Origin of the sequence: Leptospira semungkisensis, from assembly GCF_004770055.1 — a bacterium.
GTDB lineage: Bacteria > Spirochaetota > Leptospiria > Leptospirales > Leptospiraceae > Leptospira_B > Leptospira_B semungkisensis.
Map to the genome: position 1 here is coordinate 184,721 of NZ_RQEP01000010.1, position 19,439 is coordinate 204,159.

A 19,439-nucleotide genomic window follows, 5' to 3' on the forward strand; every position below is an offset into this window, starting at 1 on the left:
CCAGGATTTTTATTCCTGCCTGTACTTCAAGCCTTTCCGTGTAAGAAATATTCTCCAGCCTTCTTCCATTTGCCGGAACGGAGAAGAAGATCCTCCAATCGGGACCTAAGATCGGCGCAGGCCCCATTCAGAAGAGGCCTCGTATTCCAAGGGTCCTTCTCCCGATCATAACAGAAGTATTTCACTCCTTCCGGGCCTGGTACATAGATCAGCTTGCGATTTCGATCTTGAAGCATTCTATGTTTTGAAAATAGGACTGTCTCCTTGGCATAAGGATCCGAAACCGTTACGCTATTCCCGTCCAAGGGGTCTATCGTATGTAGTTCCAGTATATTCGGATAACGGATCCTATCCTTTTGGAAGAAATGATTCCCCCGGTCCGAGAACCAGATCCCCGTTTCAGAATAAACGGCTCTGTTTTCGGGCCAATACTCTGTTCCAGGCCGACTGCTTAGGTCTTTTCCCGCTAAATGAGGCTTTTCGTCGGTTTCCAAAATACTAAGAATTGTGGGGAAAATATCGAGGGAGCTAGTAATTCCTTTGAAACTGCCAATCCTTGGGCCCGCAAAATCCTTGGGAAATTTAATGATCAAAGGGACCTTGGTCACCCCTTCTCCTCTAAGATGCTCTCCGTGTCCGTGAGAATGATCCTCTTCAAATAAGGACTCTCCGTGATCTGATGTTAAGAGAATTAAGGTTTTATCATATAGACCTTTTTCTTTCAATCGGGAGATAATCTCTCCTACAGCATGATCGAAAGACTTTAGAGAGGCTTGGTAGACTGCTCGGATCTGTTCCCGTTCTCTCGTGTCTGGCTTTTCGGAATTACTCGGATCTACGAACCTAAAGTATTTCGAAGGACCGTAATATTTCGGATCCGTGCCTTCCTTATAAAAAGGATACGGAGGACTATACGGGAAGTGAGTGACCGAAGAAAAATACACTGCAAAGAAAGGCTTTTCCTTCTTTTGAAAGATCGGATCCAGATCGGAAAGAATACGAGAATCATCCCCAAGAGTAGGCAAGGAACGAACAGAAGAAAGATATTCCCCTCCTCCGAAAAAAGAACCTGTCAATACGGGAAGAAAGAAAACCTGAGACTCGATCGTCCTCTGTTGGGTTAAGGTCTCCGCACTAAAATTCGGAGCATATACTTCTTCAAAGCCCCAATTCGCTCTTGGAAAAATATCTCCTGCAAAAGAAGAGACAACTGCAGTGCGATGCGTCTCGGACAAGAAAGAAGGAAGGGTCGGAATAGAAATCCCAAGCTTGGATCTGTCCTCCTTATCCGGGAACATGTCTTGTATCCCATGCTCGAAGGAATAAGTGCCAGTAAGAAGGTCTGCCCAAGCAGGAAAGGTTCTTGGAATCGTTGTATGATGATCCAAGAATACAACCGAGTCTTTGGCAAGAGAATCTATATTCGGAGTAAGATCCTTTTCTCCTTTTACAAAACCAAGTTTGTCTTCTCTGATACTGTCCGCAGCGAGAATGAGAACATTGAATTCTTTAGACTTCTTTGCGATCGAAAATTGGGGAGAAGAAGGTCCCTTTTGAAAATCATGATGTACGAATATAGAAATCCCAAATGCGAAGAGAAGAACCGAGACGACGATCAAATCCTTTTTAGATCGGAATACGCCAGTAATTTTCCAAGATCCTGTTTCCCCAATCGCCGAAGGATCCTTACTCACAATTGCAGAAGTGACAAGTAAAAAATCCTTACTATACAAAAAGCAAAGAGCAAGAATTCCCAAGAACAAACCGCTCAGATGGAACAAATAGAAGAGTATTATAAATACTAGATATTCTATCAGGGAACGATACTGTTTCGTTTGCCAGAGAGAGAAGAAACTCCTGCCAACTTGTAAGCCCAGAAAGATCCCGAGCAGGGATGTGAATACCCAAGGAGGAAAATGATCCGTGATGAAATACAGAAACCCGAGAGCCCAAGTGTGCCTGTAATAGAAAAACTCTCCGTATACTTGCGGGTACTTAGCGACCGAATGACAAAATAAAAGAAATAAAACCGCAATGAGAATGGAATAGATCCGAATCGGTTGGAGCCTCTCTCCCTTCTTCCAGTCCAAAAACTCCGGACCTAAAAATAAGACCAGAGCTCCTAAAAAAAATGCGTATGATGAAAGAAGAACTCCACCCAAGTCTCGTAGAAGAAGAGGAGCTAAGCCATAGAATAAAGAAACAAACTCACTGATATCTACTCCCATCACATGAAAAGAAGTATTCGTGATCAGACAAAGAATAGAAAGAACGAATACAAAGATCCCTGTATGAAGCCAAGGATTTCCTGAATGAAAGTTTAATAAGAAAGAAGCTTTGAACTTAGACCAGAATGCGGACATTCAAAGTATTCCTTCCAAAAGAACGAGAGGTAAAATCCTCCCACTGCAAAGGTTCCGGAGATTGGATAATGATTACTGCGGTTCCCGGTTCATTCTGAATGATCTCATCTACTACCGTTTTCAGTTTTGGAGTTTTCTTTTCCCAAAAAGAATAAGGAGGATCCATGAAATACACTTTGGAAGTCTCAGGAATATTCAGTCCTGAATGGAATCTAAGAGCGTCTTTTCTCATCACAAGATGAGGTTTTCCAAGTTTTTCTAATACTCCTTTCAGGCTTTCGAAACGATCCCAAGCGAGTTCCAAGAAAACGGCCCGGGCAAAACCTCTACTCAAGGATTCTATTCCCATTTGCCCGGAACCGGCAAACAGATCGATAAAAGCGGAGTCTTGAATGTTCAATCTCCCTTGCAATTGCAAGGATTCTAGAATATCGAATAATGATTTCTTAATAATCGCAGGAGTAAAATTACTCTTACCTTCCGGAGTTACGGGAGAAGGTATCACTCTACCTTTCAATTCTCCTGTTTGGATCCGAAGTCCCTTCCCCTTCTTTGGTTTCATTTTTCCTCTTTTTTCTTATCCAGGCTCATTTCCAGGATGCGGATACGTTTTCCCAATTTGGAATCCCTGGGAGTGGACTTGACCTTGTCCAAAACTGTTTCAGCAGATTGATAATTATCTGCCGAATATAAAATGCAAGCGTAAGTATAGACGCCTTCCGCATAACGGACGGAGGCTTCTCCCTTTTGCAAAAAGATCTTTCCCCAACGAGTGCCAGAGTCATACGCTTCGAGCACCAAGGCTCTTTCCAAGAATAAATATACTGCGTTAAAGAAGATAGAAGGATGATCCTTTGTCCTGGAATAAATGCTGAGAAGAGTCTTATCTATCTCCTCCAGGCTTGGTTCTGATGCCACATACAGAAGAAGGATCTTATAATCCACTTCTCCCGAGCGGAGACCGTGGCGGGAAACTTTTACGAGAGTATCGTAATTTCCTTTTTTATAATATTCATATACTTCGTCGAAATCCACTCCGAACGAAGAAGACCCGAAAAGAAAAATACATAGGATGATTGAGAATTTGGAAGCGGTCATAAGGATCCCGAATGAAAAAAGGGAAGACCGCTTAGAGATTAAAGCTCGATTACGTTTGAAGAACCGCACATGGAGCAGATATGATTTTCGGGGCCGTTATAGGAACCTTCTTCGTCATCTTCCCAACGATGATCGCAGTCCTCGCAAACAAAAGTGACGACTTCGTCGTCGAGATAATCCTCGTCGCCGTCTGTCTCGTAATCTTCGTCAAAATCGTAATTATAAGGCATATTTACACGGAATCCAAGGAGGGTCCTGGAGTCAAGCCCGAGTAGGTGTTCCTACGTCAAAAAATAAGTGAAACCTTTGGCCTTTTTGGAAAATCTGTCAGATACATGCTCTACCAAGCCAATCACAGAAGTTATCGAAAGAAAGCCAATTATAAGCCCTTAGTATTCTTCCTCATCTTCTTAGCTTTGGGAGGCATCGCTTTCTTTTTTCGTCAGGATATAAAGAATCTGTTTGCAGGAGACAGACGCATCCTTCTTGAAAAAGAAAGAAAGATATTGCAAGAAGGGATCGTAAAAGGAGATCCTAAAGAAGGAGAGATCAAGGATTTCAAATCGGTTGCAAAGGAATTTGCATCCACCAATCCGAAGGAAGGAATCTCCTATCACTACTCTGCTCTATCAGGATATTATGAATTCTTACTATTAGGATTTCGTTTTGATTCGGCAACTCTATCAAAGATCGCTTATACAGGATTCGAGGAATTTTTAGCCCAAGACAGCTCTTATCTTCCCTTGGTAGAGGACTCTTACAGACAAGCCTTAAGAGCACAAGCAGTGGATCCAGAGTTTGCAGAATCAACGGACAATCGTTACTTGATCGCATTCGGAGAAGCTATCCGACAAAAACTCAGCCGCAGCGCATTGAACAAATTACTAGTCTCCATTGATCCTGAAAAACTCAGCCCGGAACTAAAAGCTGGCTACGCATGGACCTGCCTGGCAGGAAGCACACTTTCCGGAAATACTGATTTCTTAAAGAAGACTCTAGCAAGACCCGAGATCTCTGGACCACTTTTACTCTCCGGAAGAGAATCCGATTTTCTGATCGCATTATCCGAATTCAGAGCGGGGCAATATGTATCTTCTTTGAATTTCTTGCGCAGAGTAAAGAATGCAAACGAGGATTTTCTAACAGGAAGTTCCAAGATCCTGGAAGCGAAGATCTTCTTTTACCAAAACCTTTCTCCGAAAGCAATCGCTCTATTAGAAGAATATTATCCGATTTCTGCTGACAGAAAGGAAGAAGTCCTGAAATTAGCGAGGGAGATCCTGGCAAAGAACCCTATTCTCAAAACCAAACTCCCCATAGAGGAATAAAATGAAACGACTCTTTTTACTCATCCCATTTCTGATCCTTGACTGCGGATTCAAACCGGTCCCTCCTCCTGCGGGAAAATTCTGCGAGCCTATGCTCAAAGAAACCCAATGCATCACTCTGGATTTCAGAAAGGGAAAGGCTTATCTCGAAGATAAGGAATATCCGATGAAGTCCACCAGTATATTAAATTATTCGTATACTGTGGAAGGAGTTACCTACGAGCTTGAAGTTCTAAACGAGAACCGAGTCAAGATCGTTGGTACGAATGGATTCAACAAGACTTTGTTGAAGTTGAAAGACAAAGATGAGAGAAAGAAAGAATGGGCGAAGTTATGGGAGAAGGTAAAGGAGATGTTTTGAGGGAGAGCAAGTAAAACTGTCATATATCAAATTTTCAATAACTCCAAGCTAGAACTATTATATGGGCCAGTATCAAGTGTTAGTTTTAGATACTATTTACCGATCCCAACCTCTTTTTCCAATATACCATTTTCATTATATTTCAACAAGCTCCCGATTAATCTAGTAAGCTGATGATTTTTCATTATTCGTATTGTAGTGGGATAGGAACACTTAAAACAAGTATATAATGTTAAAGTAGCAGTCGATTCATCAATGAAATCAATTTGCCAAAATGCATTATTCCATTTTCCATCAACTAATAATTCATCTTGAGCGGAAAATTTAGAAAAGAAAAATTCTTTATTAACTTTATCAAGATCAGTAAAAACTCTCCCTTCTGTATGCCCTGGTAAATATAAAATATTTTGGACTTTATTCGCCCGTAAAAAAAGTGAACAATTTGTTATTAATATAAATATAACTAAGTAGGAAAGATTATAATTTATATGCACAATGTTACCTCATTTCCAGTTATTTGGATCAGATCTATATTTTGACGATGGCTGCGGAGCCTGCGACGCAGGCGCCGTCGGGCCAGTGTATAATTCCCAATCGTGAGTACCCAAAGTCGAAGTTCCACTTCCCCCCCTAATTGCGGTATCGGGACTACTACTTGAGTGAAGAGCTGCTGGAGTTCTGGATCCAGGTCCGTGAGGGGGATCCCACGGTTTTCCGGTAGAAGGATTTTTCTCTGGAATAAAATTTGAATCTCTTGTTTGAATATATTTCTCTGTAATAAGTTCGTATTCTTCATAATAACTAACATCCCCTGGTATTGCTGTTCCAGTATTAAAGAATCTGTATGCTACAGCGACTGGAACAGGAGTTCCCGAAACTCCCGTGCAGGCATCGGCCCCTGAACAAATAGTATAGGTCGCTCCTTTATCATTTACTTTTCCATATATATTCTTAACTGCATGGTATTGAATATGCTTGGAGACCAATTTCGGTTGAGTAAATTTATTCCCTTTTGCATCGGTCATCTGATATCTTTCAATTATAGTATGACTATCCGACAATCCATTATTCGAAAATTTGTCTTCGCTTCGTTCAATATTATAATTTGTGGCTACTTGCACATATCGACCGGTAAACGTCTTATTTTCATAGCCGTCAAACTGTTTCACAACACTATTTCCATACGTTCTATCTGGACCCACATTTCTAATTTCTTTCTCGTGCCCCGTAGGATCCTTATACCGAATCGGATTTCCAGCTACATACGAAAATCTATTCCAGCTTTGTGTAATTGCTCCACCATTCGGGATCACAGTATCCGCACTCGTAAACCTTGCGATCTGTGGATCGTAATAGCGTGCATTATAGAAATAGAAATTAGTTTCTTTGTCTAGCTCCTGGGAGTTGTATTTCGGAGCGAAGTCCAGATTTCCTCTTTGGACAAGGGTTTCTCCATAAGGCTCGTACTGTGTTTGGGTTAAGGTATGACCGCCTTCATCTAAAACATGCGATACCGAGTCTACTTGATCCGTTAAGAAGTAAGCTGTTGTTCCTTCTTCATTGAGAGCTGCAATTCGGACCCCATTCAAATAAACATTATTAATAGAACGTAATAGATTGTCTTGGTCTAGATATTCCAATCCATAGAATTTGCTTGGATATAGGATCTCTTGGGTTACGGAGCCGGCACCTTGTGGGACCAGCGCTTTCTTGCGGACCCTAAAGCCACCATCGTCATACCAATAGCTTCCGATAGTTACATTCAGAGAATCTTGGACCTGAGTGATCCGGTTCTGGGAATCTACACTGATATTCTTGGTCAGATCCTTGAGATTATCTCTCTGGGTCAGCATATTCCCAGAGGAATCGTAGCTCATTACGAGTCTATCGTTCCCGCTCTGTGTAGAATTGATATGTGTGACTTGGTGATTGCTATATTGATAATTCCATTCGTCTTGGATGGAGCTGTCGGTATAATTATGATCTCTCTTTGCAGTCAGGTTTCCGTTGTTCGCATAGGAGAAGCTTTGGCGGAATGCCTTGGTATAATTGCTTGCGGATTCCTGGAAGATCCCATCGGCTGCTACAAGTCGGTTCAATCCATCGTAACTATAATTGTAAGAGGTTGTATAATCGCTGGAATTATTCGCGATAGAAGTGATATTATTTCTGCTGTTGAACGCATACACTGCGTCTTGCAAGGTCTTGGAGTTTCCGTCTACGTCTCCCGTAGAGTTGATGCGGATCATCCTCTGTTTTACATCGTAGGTATAGTTGGTTTGGATCCCGTTGCCTAAAGTGAAACTAGCAGTTTGTCCGAATTCGTTATACGTAATATTCTCTACGATCGTCTTACTGCAATACCCCGGAAGGATCCCATTCGTATTTACCTGCACTGAGATGCCAGAAATATATCCTGCGGTTCCATAAGCATAGCAGGCTCTCATTCTGGAATGATTGACCGGATGTTCCGGATAATCTATGACAGTTACTCGATCCAAAAGATCGTATTGGTATTCCGTAATATATGGTCCACCCGCAAGATCTATCGTTAGGTTTTTGAGGGTTCTAGTTTCTTTCTTTACTCTTCCGAGTTTGTCATAGCTGAAGGTCTTGGTCTGGGCCCCATCTTCTACTTTTACTAGTTTTCCTAAAGCATTCTCGCTTCCGCTTCCGGAATCATAATCGTAATACGTGTCTCCGTCAGGAACACTTCTGGTATTCAATCTTCCTAAAGAATCATAAGAATAAGTTGTGGTGATCCCGCGTGCATCTGTGCTTTGCGTTAAATCTCCAAAAGCATTATAAGTGTTCGTGCTAACTCCGAAATCAGGATCGCTCTGCTTTCTTTGGCGACCGAACGCATCATATTGCCAGTATGCTTGGTTCTTTCCGGAAGTATCTTTTACGGAAAGTCCACTTGTATCACAGCTTAGATTTCCTCCATCGTTCAGGTCGGATTTCTTGATCAGATTTCCTGCGATATCATAGCAGAATCCGATCTGGGAATCCGTTCCATCGGAGCCGAAATCTTCCACATATAGAACTTGGCCCCGTGAATTTTTAACTGTGCGTTTGCTTGTTCCACCGCTATGGGCTTCTACTGTTTCAAAAGGATCATTATAAGTTACACTTAGAACAGTTGCTTCCGTCTCACCAGCGGCGATTGGAAGAATGGTTTGCACTAAACGACCGATCGAATCATAGCGGAGTTGACTTGGATTCTTTTCTTCTGCGTGAGGAGCATACGTGTCGATCTCACTCGCATCTGCCCAATCCGGTTGACCAGTGCGGGCTACTTTTCCATCCCCATCGTACGTGATCTTTCCGGATCTCACAAAAAGACCGTTAGACGCTCTTTTGACCGTATAAATGATACGGCCCATTCCATCTTTGTATGATCTGGTCGCAAAATCTGGATCACCGCTTCCAGATGGGAAGGTTGTCTTCGCACTCAATGGATAATTGGAATTGAATTCATACGCTGCCAGAACTTTCGCACCGCCGTCGGTATCCGCGCTGGATTCGATCAACCTACCAAAATCATCATATTCGAAATAAGTCTTATTGCCGTTTGGATCGGTGCTATCTTCAGGAGAACCGAATGCTTTCGCATAATTGATCGTGAATTGGGTCGGTAGTTGGACAGATCCGCCGAAACTTGTCTTCTTAGTTATAAATTGATGCAGTTCATCATCATATTCGTAGGAAGTCCCACGGTTAGGGCTCGAGCTGCTATCCTTCTCTTGGATTAAGTTCCCGTAAGAGTCGTAACTAGAATCAATTATCTTAGATGGAGCGGAAGGAAGCCCGCTTCCAGAATATACACTTGTCTTTTTTGTAGGATTCCCTTTGGAATCATATACGATCGTAGTCGTAGTTTCATTAGTAGAGCTCGCCAAGGATACGACCCGTTTCGGACGGGTTTGGTTAGAATTCGTATCCGTCTCGAAATCTGTAGAAGTAGTAAATGTCTGGGTAGAATGAGACGTATCCGCAAACAAGTCCGTCCCTGTCTCAACACTATTGGTTAGCTTATATCCGTCTAGAGTGATCGAATTCTGAGTAGTTTCGGTAGCAGTCCCATTGATAAATTTCTCCACTTTATTGGTATGAGAAAGATAAGAGACCTTGCCCGTAGTAATCTCGATATGCTGTATATCATGGGTGTATTTTACAGTTCCGTAATCCTTATTGTCCGAGCCAACGATACGTGTCTGCTGCTCCGCTCCTCCCAAGGCACGGTTATCCATGAAATTGGAGTAAGGCTGGCTAAAGTATGTGTGAACAGTCTTGGACCCAGCCGCATCAGTCATTGTGAATTGAGTAAATCCAAACGCGTCGCTCTCTTTCTTCCCATTTATAAATCCTGAGAAAGCAACTCCACCGGAGTATGAATATGTTTTCGGAATCGTGTTCCCAAAACCGTCATCTAAGGTGATCTTAGTGCAAACCCTGTAATTGATGGGAAGGTCCGGTATATCATCCGTTCCATTATTCTCAAATTTCGTAGAGTTCTCATACTCGAAAGAATACGAACCGCCAATCCCATTGACAACCTTCTCCATGATATCCGGAACACTTCCGTTGGACATGGCGAAATACCAGCTCGGCTCCTTGAGATGAATGATCCCAATATCTGTGATCCCGTCTCCGTTATAGTCCCCTTGGATCCATTGGAACGGATAGACCTTGGTCATCAAGTCTGGGCGATCCACGTACGCACTCGTAACAGGACCGCTTAAACTTACGATCTTACTCTGAGAAAGATCGTAAAGACTGTTTTCTCCGTTTGAGATGATGATCGGATATCCTCGATGATCGAAACTATTTAAGAAACTCACAAGGCCTGGATTAAATACAGTGCGCGTAATGCTAGTCGCAGTGATGCGGATCTTGGAGAATACTACAGAAGAATCGGAAGGATCTTCATAAACAATGGATTTACCAATCGTTTCAGGGAAGAGACCGAATTGGATCCCAGCCTGACTAGATAGATCGTAATTTGCAGTAGTAATTGGAAGAGTTACTCCTCCAGTCAATAGCTTGAACTGGATGCTCGTGGATCCTATGGTTCCCAAATACCATTTATGAGTTCCTGTCCTACGATCTACGAATAGGATTTGCGCCTTTCCGGTTCCCAAGAAATCGCCCGAAAAAAAACTGAAACTCGTACGGTTACTCCGATTCGCACCGGAGGTTCCGACTTGGAATAAATTATATAGATAAGAAGAAAGAACATCTCCTGCCGGATCTAAATAGCGAGTCCCACTCGGACCGGTGATCAAAAATCTTCCGGTCCCAGTAGTAGACTGATCATCCAGAGTGAGAACAGATTTGGTAGAAGTAGAATCAAAATTATCGACTAGATAAGCACTCGATCCTATATCGAAATTCCCAATCTGAGAATCTGTAATGCCTGCAAGGTCTTTGCTCTGAAAAGAAGTCCCACTCGCCTGAGTTACTACAAAGAATTTATTCGTAGAGCCCAAATCCATAAAGAAGAGAACTTCATCTCTCGCATTTGTAGTATATCGATCCGCTTTTCCTTTAAAGAGAGTCTTAACAGTCGAAGCCTCTGGATTGAATCCTGTCAGCACAGATTCGGTGAAAGTAGATCCTTTCTTAAAATCGAATACCCCAGCTTTGCGGTCATAGATCAAAAGCTCGGGGGAAGCGCTGCAATCGTCTTGAGTAAAGCAACCTGGAAATACCAATTCCCCTTTTCCAGGGTTCGAATTGCCATCATATTGATAGTCGAGTAGAACAGTTTTCGTATCGGACGCAGCATTGATCACTCCGAATCCTTTGGTGAGTTTTACTTCATCAAGAGGAAGAGGAGTCTTCATGACTCGACTTTGATCCGGGCCATAAGACATATCACTGTATACTTTATATCTGAATCCGTTAGTCGTAGCTTCCCCGATCCAGAATTTTCCATCAGAAGCGGAAAAGAATCCTATATCTGTCCGTCCGTCACCGTTGAAATCTCCTTGGAGCCAACGAGTAACAGAAGTGAACTGAGGGGTCTTGGACCAGATCTGAAAATTGATCGTACCGTTAGATGTTGCTCCCAAGGTCCAATTTCCGGAAGAACGATCAAAGAGAAGGAAATCTGAAAGACCGTCCCCGTTAAAGTCTCCAGAAAATCTATCGTTGGAGAATAATGCCTGTTCTGGCGCGGTAAAAATCTTATAGAGAACCCAATTCGTCTTGAAATAGATCGGATCGGTCTTATCTGGATTTCGTAGATTCTCTCCAACGAACCAATATCCATTGCGATCATCATATAGGGAAATATCAGTAAGACCATCCCCATTATAGTCTCCCACAAGAAACTTAGTTTTGGACTGAGATCCGCCTTCTATAGAAGTGTCGGTAGTACTAACACTATCCATATTGGCATTCGGAGAATAATCAGATCTATATAAGTTCTGGAATTTCTTTCCAATCTTTAAGAATTCAAAGTATCCACCCTTATTCAACATAAGAGTCCAAAGCCCGGTTGGCTCATCGAATAACATGGAATCAGATAAACCGTTACCGTCATAATCTCCCGGAAACCATTCCATGCGGAAGATATCCGGAATACCGCTCATCAATCTTCCGTAATTCTTGAACTGGAATATCCTGCCATCATGTTCAGCTACAATCAGGTCCTTTGTTTCTGGCAGATAAAAACCTATATCAGATCTTCCATCCCCGTTAAAATCACCACTCACATTTCCTTTAAAAAATCGAATCTTAGATGGGCTGTCATAATTCTTATAACGATTCGCGTAGAGTTTGAAATTATACCCGCCTTCCTTTCGACCTTCCGCAGCCTTCCAATTCCCGGATTGAGGATTGAAGAAGAGCATATCCGAGATTCCATCCCCGTTAAAATCTCCTTCGAAATACTGAGTAGAATCCGGAAGTATTTCCGACTCGCTGGATGCTTGATTGGTAATTGTCTGCCAATTCAATATGCGTGTCGCCGTACTATATTGGAATTCAGGCTTAGTGGTATGGCGATCGGAATTTACCGTCTTTAGAATAGGTCTTCCAGAATCAAAGGAAGTATCGTAAACAAAAGTATATGTCCAAAGCTTGCCTCCATTCCAACCGACTTCGATCGTGTCCAAAAGACGATCCATGGTCATAGTGAATCCAGGTGCTTTACTTACATAAGGATCCGGTCTTGATTTCGTATTAAATCGAACATACTGTTTTGGAGCAACGCCGCTTTGCGTATTCCCAGTATATCGAATTTCTTGAATATATAAATTTCGTTTATCAGAATATTGGGAAGTATCATACTGCACTTCCATATAATTACCGTTCCTATCTTCCTCCTTCGAAAGATACCAGGCGTAAGTCTTAGTAATTTGGATCGGATCATAGATCCTGTTTGAGGATGTATCCCCGTATGTAGATTTAGTTCCGGAAGAATCCTGGACGATCCAAATCCCTCCGTTCTCTATATTCGTTAAATTTAAAATAACAAAGTTCTGGTCAGTAATCTCGACACGATACGTTCCATTCTCATTGGATGTGGAACCTGAAACCTTGATCAGCCTTTTACCGTTCCATGTAAACGTGTCCCTTGAATCGTAGAACAAGGCTCCATATTCGGGCGTCCGAGTGATCGCCCCTAAACCTAAACTCCAACCAATACCGACCCATCCATCTCCACCATTAGAAGAATAAGATAAGGCTAGTTCTGGTTCCATTCCACCCCGTCCAGAAGGGATCGAGATAGGGTAAATTAGAGATACAGCTCCGAAATGGTTTGGTTCAGGGGGAGCGATGAACATGGCCCCTGACATAGGATCCGCTTTGGATTGTGGATCATCAATTGCCTCACTGTAATTATTCGATATTGAGAACAAATCACTTCCCTCAGGAGCCGGAGCGGAACCAGGCGAGGGCAAAGAAGTGCCGGAAGGCAAGAGTGCCATCGGTAATAAGCGAGAAAGGAGATTATTGCCATGCGCGCATGAAGCAAAAAAAATAAGCCCAGAAAAGAGAGTTACCTTTAACAGTAAAAGCGTTCCTTCTCCGTTCTTATCATAGGATCTGATAGATTCCATACTAGAAATAATCTTTAATAAATTGATAATTCAATATCACTCGGTAGGGTCTAAAAATTTACTTCAGACCTACCGAGTGAAAACTTTTGCTTTAGAAGATGATTCTTCCCTTCAGCAAATAATTTCTTTCAATCAACGGAGCAACGAAGAAGTTATTTAATCCGTATTGGATAGTTCCAGGGCTCATTAAATCGAAAGAAAAGCCGCGGAATTTCTGTCTATCCGAGTCTTGCGATAACCAAATTGCCAATCCTGTTGATCCAATATTTTGGAATGTAGGGCCAGTCTGATCTCCTTGGTTCGTTGTGCTTAGGAAAAATTCCCCGCTTCCATTCACTTGGAAAGGTGATAAAGTTCCTAAACGGCCGCGAATAGTCTTGATCGCATCTTCCTGATGCTCCCACAGAGTAATAATATTATTCCCGCTTAAAACAACAGAACCAATCGATTTTGAACTAGCTGTTGTCGAAGAATCCATTATCAACGCACTTGGAAAAACGAGACTTGATCCAGAAATGGACAAGGCTTTCAAATTAATGCGATTGCCGACACTGTAAGCTATAAGTCCAGTATCACCTGAAACTCCTAGTTTAAAGTTCGCAATCGTCGTTCCTGTTGAAAGTGTCACTCGAGAACCAATCAATGCTGAAGTGGAAAGGTTGAGTGATCTAGAATATAACTCAGTATCTAGAAAGTCATATACTATTAACCCAATTCCATTTGAAGCCTTAACCGCTATATTCATATTTCCGAAAGTAGCATAACTATCGACAAGAATTGAGGTGCCGGGGGTCGCCGTACTTAAAGTATATGGGATAGCGTGAACCTTAATTTTTTCGTTATTGCCGCGTGCGAGAGAAGCGACGACGGCTTTATCTCCATTTGCATCAGCAACAACTACCATTCGCCCCACTGACCCTGTAATATCAAATGCGTAAAGTATAGCTGCGGCATTCACACTTGTGCCATCGCTAGTTTGATATACTCTTCCGTTAACATTATGATGGTAATTACAAACGCTAGCACATCCAGTTACACTGTTCCACACAACTAAAGCTCTAGTGTCACTTAATGCTAAATCTACGCTTAGAAAATCAGGATAAACTGCTGAAGCGTACGGTCTCGTTACAACTAAATTCTCAGCTCCTACAGCTGCTTTCGTATTCATATCCCAAACACGAAGATAGATCTTATCTACATTCTCCCAGGAAATCACAGCCTTTCCATTTTGGACTTTCGCTACAAAATCTTCTCCAATAGGTTGCGTGTTCAGTGTCAGCTCTGATGACGTAGTGAGTCCCGTTGAAACTTGAAAGAATTTACCTTTAAGTGATGTACCTTGCTTCCAAATTACAAATCCGTTATCACCCTCAACGAGAGTCACCGGATTACTTAAAGTTGCAACTACTCCAGGATCACTAAAGATATAATCGTTTGCCGTTGCTTCAAATCTAAAGAATCGAGAAGTACTCGTTTTCAAGGAAGGCAAGCCTTTTGCAAGGAAGCCAGCAAAGCCTCCTCCATCGGACCATGAGTTCCACCTAGTTACTCCCTTGTTATAACTTCCCATCCAGTTCAATGCATTGTAATCAGGAGAAAGTCCAAGACACCCAAAAGGGTTAAAAAGATTTGAACTACATGGGATTGCAATTCCGTTCGATAGTGGTACGTATTGATCCGTAGTGTAAGAAGTTGGAGTTGTCGCATATTGGCCATTCCAATCACTTACAAAATTATTATCAATGGCTAGTCGAATTTCCGGGTCTGTTAACGTCCCAGGAATATAAACGGCAGTTGTCTTAATTGCAGCTTTCAAAATCGGATTTGTAATAGTTACAACTAGATATCCGTCTGTATCAGGGCCAGTTACGCCCGAAACAAGATAATTTGTATTATCTCCTTCAATATATAAAGTATCACCCGTTTGCAAATTTCCGTAAACGTTTAGAAGCTTGAGACTTAGATCTCCTGCTTTAATCGGAACGCCAAGCTCTCCTCTGACTTTTCGAACATTCTGATAATTCAACGGCCAAGCGGTATTTCTATATGCACTATTAAATGCAGGACGCAAATAAAGTTTTATAGGCGTCTTAGTGATATCGTAAATCGGATGCGTTGAAGGAAGCTGAATACATCTGACGAATACTTGGTTTTGATAGTCAGGATAACTTCCACAATCTTGAATTTTATCCGTACTTCCTGGAGTTAGGTCCTTAACGATATGAAGCCAATCAGTCCTATATCCGGAAAAGCCCAAACTTAATTCAAAATCTGTGACTTCCTCCATCGCAAAACGCTTGGTGGTAAATGCTGGAGTATATCGAAAGTTTGTAAAATATTGATAGTTGCCTGAAAGCTGCGCAGTTCCAAACGATGGATTCAGATAATTAGTATTCAAGAGAGAAATAGTAAGTTCTATTTTTTCTCCGAAACCAGCTTCCCCAAGATAAATCGAATTCTTATCCGGATCATAAGGGTTATCTCCCAACTCAGCATTGTCCCATTTGGAATTTACTGAAAACTCTTGTCCATTCTCCAATGGATTTTTTCCAAATGCTTCTAACTCAGCCAGGTAATCAGCAATGGAATAATAGACGATGTCGTAATAGTCGCCAGCCCAAATAGTAGAACTAGCGCCTTGCAAAACAAAAGCACCATTGGAGTTAATCGGATCAAATACAACTTTATTGTTCCCACTTTTCAAATAGGTAGTTGAATCGTAGTATTTCCCTTTTGAGAAAACAATCCATATACCTGCAGTCGATTTTTCTGCATCAGTCCACTGATTAATCGGCTTCTGAACACACGCAGTACGAGAAGTCCCGTCGGAGCCTGTAAAGGTTTTCAAATCACAAGGGAAATTAGTCTCTTTTCCCGCTATCGATTTAATCGCTCTAGTGTATATTCTGGAAGCACCTAATGTAGGGGCTATTTCCGATAGATCTAAAACATATTCACTGAAAATGATTTCCATTCCCGAACAGCTAATACGATTCAATGCTTTCTCAAAAGAAATCCCCGGCGCCAATTGAGTTGCATTAGTTGTAGTGCAAGGATCTCCAGATCCTCCTGCCGTCACATCAAAGGCAGCAACTCTGTATGATTCACGAATATCCGGTCCGATAATTTTAACCATCGCAGTCCTGCCTTTGGCATTCTCTTCGATTACTTTTAAATTATCTCCGCTAAAATTCAATAGTGTAGAGGCGTAATTCGAATTAGGCACATGGGACATTTCATAATCAACGATAAAGATTTTCGGATTATAGCCCGACGTAATCGCTTGTTCCACTTCAACTTTATTTAAACCTGCTAATTCTACAACGTAAGGCCCAAATTCCGAACCACCATAAACAGATATTTCGAACAAGCTGTAATCATCATTCCGCAAACGGAAACTTTGAACTGGAATCAGATCACCAGCAGCATTTTCAAACATGAGAGAGCAAAGAATATTCGTAAGCTTAACTGGCATATTAACGGACTCATTCGTTATATACAAGGCAGCGCGAACATAACCTGCATCTGATTTAATTGTAGTTGAAGAGGAAGTTTTTTGAGTCTTTTCAGCACGATAATTACGAGAATTCTTACCTGTTGAATCTGACTTAAGGCTTACAGCATCTCTATCCAAATTGTTCTTGAAAGGGCGATCTGCCCACTTGGTCACAGTCTTACTTGTTGATGCAGTAACGCCCCAACTATTCGAATTACTTTGTCCATAATTGATTCCTGGCCCAGACCCAGGAATCGCTCCCGCTGGAGAAGGACCAGTGATTCCAGCGCTCATACTACTGGATCCCGCTGAGTTTAAAGAAAGAGAACTAGCGTAAGTATCTTGGAATTGGACAGTCTTTAGATTGATTTCATTCTGGTGGATTTTTTCCGTACCTTGGTTCTTAGTGTCTTCAAGATCATCCGCATGGATCTCGCTTACAATCTCATCCGAAGTATTTGAACTGGTATTCAGAATTTGTATCTTCATCGTAACAGGCGGAGCAATTTTTGCAGTGATCTGTGGATAATCCGCAACCCAAACATTAGTAGTGGTTTCACTTACATTTAATATGCCGTCGCCGTCAAAATCGTTTACAATCGTAGTTCCTGTCGGATCTATTGCACCGCCTAACGCAGCGACTGGAACACTTGTGCCGGGAGGAAGATTAAATAATCCATTAACAGGAGTTATTTGCCCCCCGTTTTGCTTTGGGATACCACTCTTATCTATCAAAAGAGGGACCATCTCTGCTGTTAATCGAGTAGCTTTTGATAAATCAACGTCCCCTTTCTTTCCCCAGCCCCAATCGCCGAAGCACGACAAGGAAATTAAAGAGAGAAGAACAACCAATATTGTTTTTAATAGCACCAATTTCTTTTTCATACCGGTAATCTCGTTTAAGCCTTCCAAGTTCGCTCAATATATGCTCACGCAATAAAAGCACCGGTTAGCTAGTTTAAATAATTCTTAACTGGATCATTTCTATATCCCAAAGGACTAAAGGGAGATAAAAATGTCACTGAGACTGCCATTTCTGATTTTTGACATATGCTGTCCATTTTTTTTGAAACTTTAGTTCTTTTTTCTGGAATTTCTCAAATTAAAACATCCCCTAAGGAATGTTTTATTCGAATTTTGGGAACCCGATTGATAAAAATTGGTATCTAGAGTTAATTGAAAAATCTAAATTTATCTAGCCAAGCTTTGCTCGAAGAAATTTATTTCAAAGTGATTGAGATTAGAAACCAAGAGAGGTGAAGCATCCAAATCGACAGAATGCTCTTTTGCTTTTCCGCAAGAATAATGAATTGCGACGTTTAATATAAAAGTTTAATAGTCCAATCCCCATCAATAAATTGAGGATTTCGAAGCTCCCAAGATCGCGGTCCTTCATCCGGAGCTTTGTTCCAAACTTCCGGCCCAAAATCTACGGACGCTCTTACGTGTACAATTAAACTGAATATGCAAGCCGCCACCCATAGATTACGAAACCATGCAGATTTTCTTCCTTCTTCAGGAAGATCAGCAATGCCCTTCATCGCGAACCAAAGTAAGAAAGGAATAATTTCCGACATCAACCTTGGCCCGATAGAATGGCCACCCCACCAATCATCGAAACTTGCAATCAAGAGAGTATGAAGAACAATGCACGTAAGAAAGAGAATCGATAATTTTCGATCAGGATCTTGTTTCATTTTTACTATTCCCCAAAAGCTAAATAACAAAAATGGGGACCAAATAAAAACACCCCTACTAGGACTTAATAGAATTCCGACAAGCTTCTTACCAAAACCTGAGAATTGAAAAATTCTATTTATATGCTGGCTTGCGTACGTTGACTCAAGCGATCCGTAAATATTCAGGTTATAAATTAAATAAAGAACTGCAGGCACAATCCCGCCAGCAATCACAAAAAATATTCTGCGTTTTACAAGAAAGAGAAAATATACAAACACAGGAAATGTAAAAATGATAGTGCTTGGGCGAACCCATATATCCAAGCCAAGAATGAAACCTAGAAATATTAAGCTCCTATTCTTAACCGTTTCAAGCATGCATAAGTATATCAAAATACAGTTAATAAACAAACTTCCACTTTGTTGCCACATCGCGCGAGAGCCGGTAGAAAGTGCCGGGGTAGCGAAAGCGAATAGTAAACTTGCCATTACAGCATTCATTTCACCAAATTTTCTTCGAAAACATAGATAAATCAAGACAGCAGAAATTGCCATCCAGCTAGAGGCGACGAGCTTTCCAGCCTCCAGCGAATGTTGCACAACTTCATTAGGGCCGTTAATCTGCATTAAAAGAAATATTTGTGGAATCCCTAAAAGAGAGCTCCCTATAGGATAATAGCTATAATAATGATCTTGGACTTTTTCTAATCCTTGGGATGGCAAATTTTGAAAAGCTGGATGATTAACAAATTCATCTAAATTTACATTTCCTTCACGAATAATACTTATGCTAGTTGGGGCAGCCCACTTAGAGTCAGCTTTAGGGAGAATCGGAAAGATAATGCTTAAAAAGAAAACGAGACAGAAAATTAGGAAGCTCACTCGTTTGGAACTTTTAAAATAATATTCCGGACTCAAGAGCTAACCTACTTTTAAAAACTATAAATTGAAAATCAAATGAGGCAGGAATTCCACATCCTAAATCTTCGACAGTCATTACTCTACATTATAAAACGACTGTAAATCAAATTTTCCTATCCCT

10 protein-coding genes are annotated in these 19,439 nt (G+C 41.4%); 2 read left to right on the plus strand and 8 right to left on the minus strand.

The genetic code is table 11. From position 1 onward, the window contains the following. Positions 1 to 26: 26 nt before the first annotated feature. Genes EHO59_RS08485 through EHO59_RS08500 form a run of 4 tightly spaced genes read right to left on the minus strand, consistent with a single transcriptional unit; the run spans position 27 to position 3,691 of the window. A complete protein-coding gene (locus tag EHO59_RS08485) occupies positions 27 to 2,363 on the minus strand; it encodes a sulfatase-like hydrolase/transferase (protein WP_135586852.1) in 2,337 nt (778 codons plus the stop codon). Further along, positions 2,344 to 2,925 carry an RsmD family RNA methyltransferase gene (locus tag EHO59_RS08490; RefSeq protein WP_135586854.1) on the minus strand — a complete coding sequence of 194 codons (582 nt, stop codon included), beginning with the start codon at positions 2,923 to 2,925 and terminating at the stop codon, positions 2,344 to 2,346. Before EHO59_RS08490 ends, EHO59_RS08485 begins: the two co-directional genes overlap by 20 nt. Beyond that, positions 2,922 to 3,461 carry a hypothetical protein gene (locus EHO59_RS08495; protein ID WP_135586856.1) on the minus strand — a complete coding sequence of 180 codons (540 nt, stop codon included), beginning with the start codon at positions 3,459 to 3,461 and terminating at the stop codon, positions 2,922 to 2,924. Before EHO59_RS08495 ends, EHO59_RS08490 begins: the two co-directional genes overlap by 4 nt. 38 nt (positions 3,462 to 3,499) lie before the next feature. Further along, complete coding sequence (locus EHO59_RS08500; protein ID WP_135586858.1) at positions 3,500 to 3,691, minus strand: hypothetical protein; 192 nt, start codon at positions 3,689 to 3,691, stop codon at positions 3,500 to 3,502. A 105-nt stretch (positions 3,692 to 3,796) separates the two neighbouring features. On the opposite strand from EHO59_RS08500, the gene EHO59_RS08505 reads away from it, so the two are divergent. Together EHO59_RS08505 and EHO59_RS08510 are read left to right on the plus strand one after the other, a co-directional pair. After that, a complete protein-coding gene (locus EHO59_RS08505) occupies positions 3,797 to 4,789 on the plus strand; it encodes a hypothetical protein (protein ID WP_135586860.1) in 993 nt (330 codons plus the stop codon). 1 nt (position 4,790) lies between these two features. Beyond that, a complete protein-coding gene (locus tag EHO59_RS08510) occupies positions 4,791 to 5,150 on the plus strand; it encodes an LIC12806 family lipoprotein (protein ID WP_135586862.1) in 360 nt (119 codons plus the stop codon). A 92-nt stretch (positions 5,151 to 5,242) separates the two neighbouring features. On the opposite strand, the gene EHO59_RS08515 is transcribed toward EHO59_RS08510, so the two are convergent. From EHO59_RS08515 to EHO59_RS08530, 4 genes are all read right to left on the minus strand, one after another. Further along, entirely contained in the window at positions 5,243 to 5,644 is a 402-nt protein-coding gene (locus EHO59_RS08515) for a hypothetical protein (protein ID WP_135586864.1), read from the minus strand. Between the two features lie 9 nt (positions 5,645 to 5,653). Further along, entirely contained in the window at positions 5,654 to 13,222 is a 7,569-nt protein-coding gene (locus EHO59_RS08520) for a SpvB/TcaC N-terminal domain-containing protein (RefSeq protein WP_135586866.1), read from the minus strand. Between the two features lie 91 nt (positions 13,223 to 13,313). Then, positions 13,314 to 17,603 (minus strand): LIC12048 family lipoprotein, encoded by a 4,290-nt coding sequence (locus EHO59_RS08525; protein WP_135586868.1) that lies wholly within the window; start codon positions 17,601 to 17,603, stop codon positions 13,314 to 13,316. Positions 17,604 to 18,037: 434 nt separating this feature from the next. Then, positions 18,038 to 19,315, minus strand: a complete 1,278-nt coding sequence (locus EHO59_RS08530) for a glycosyltransferase family 39 protein (RefSeq protein ID WP_246052760.1) — start codon at positions 19,313 to 19,315, stop codon at positions 18,038 to 18,040. Between the last annotated feature and the right edge of the window lie 124 nt (positions 19,316 to 19,439).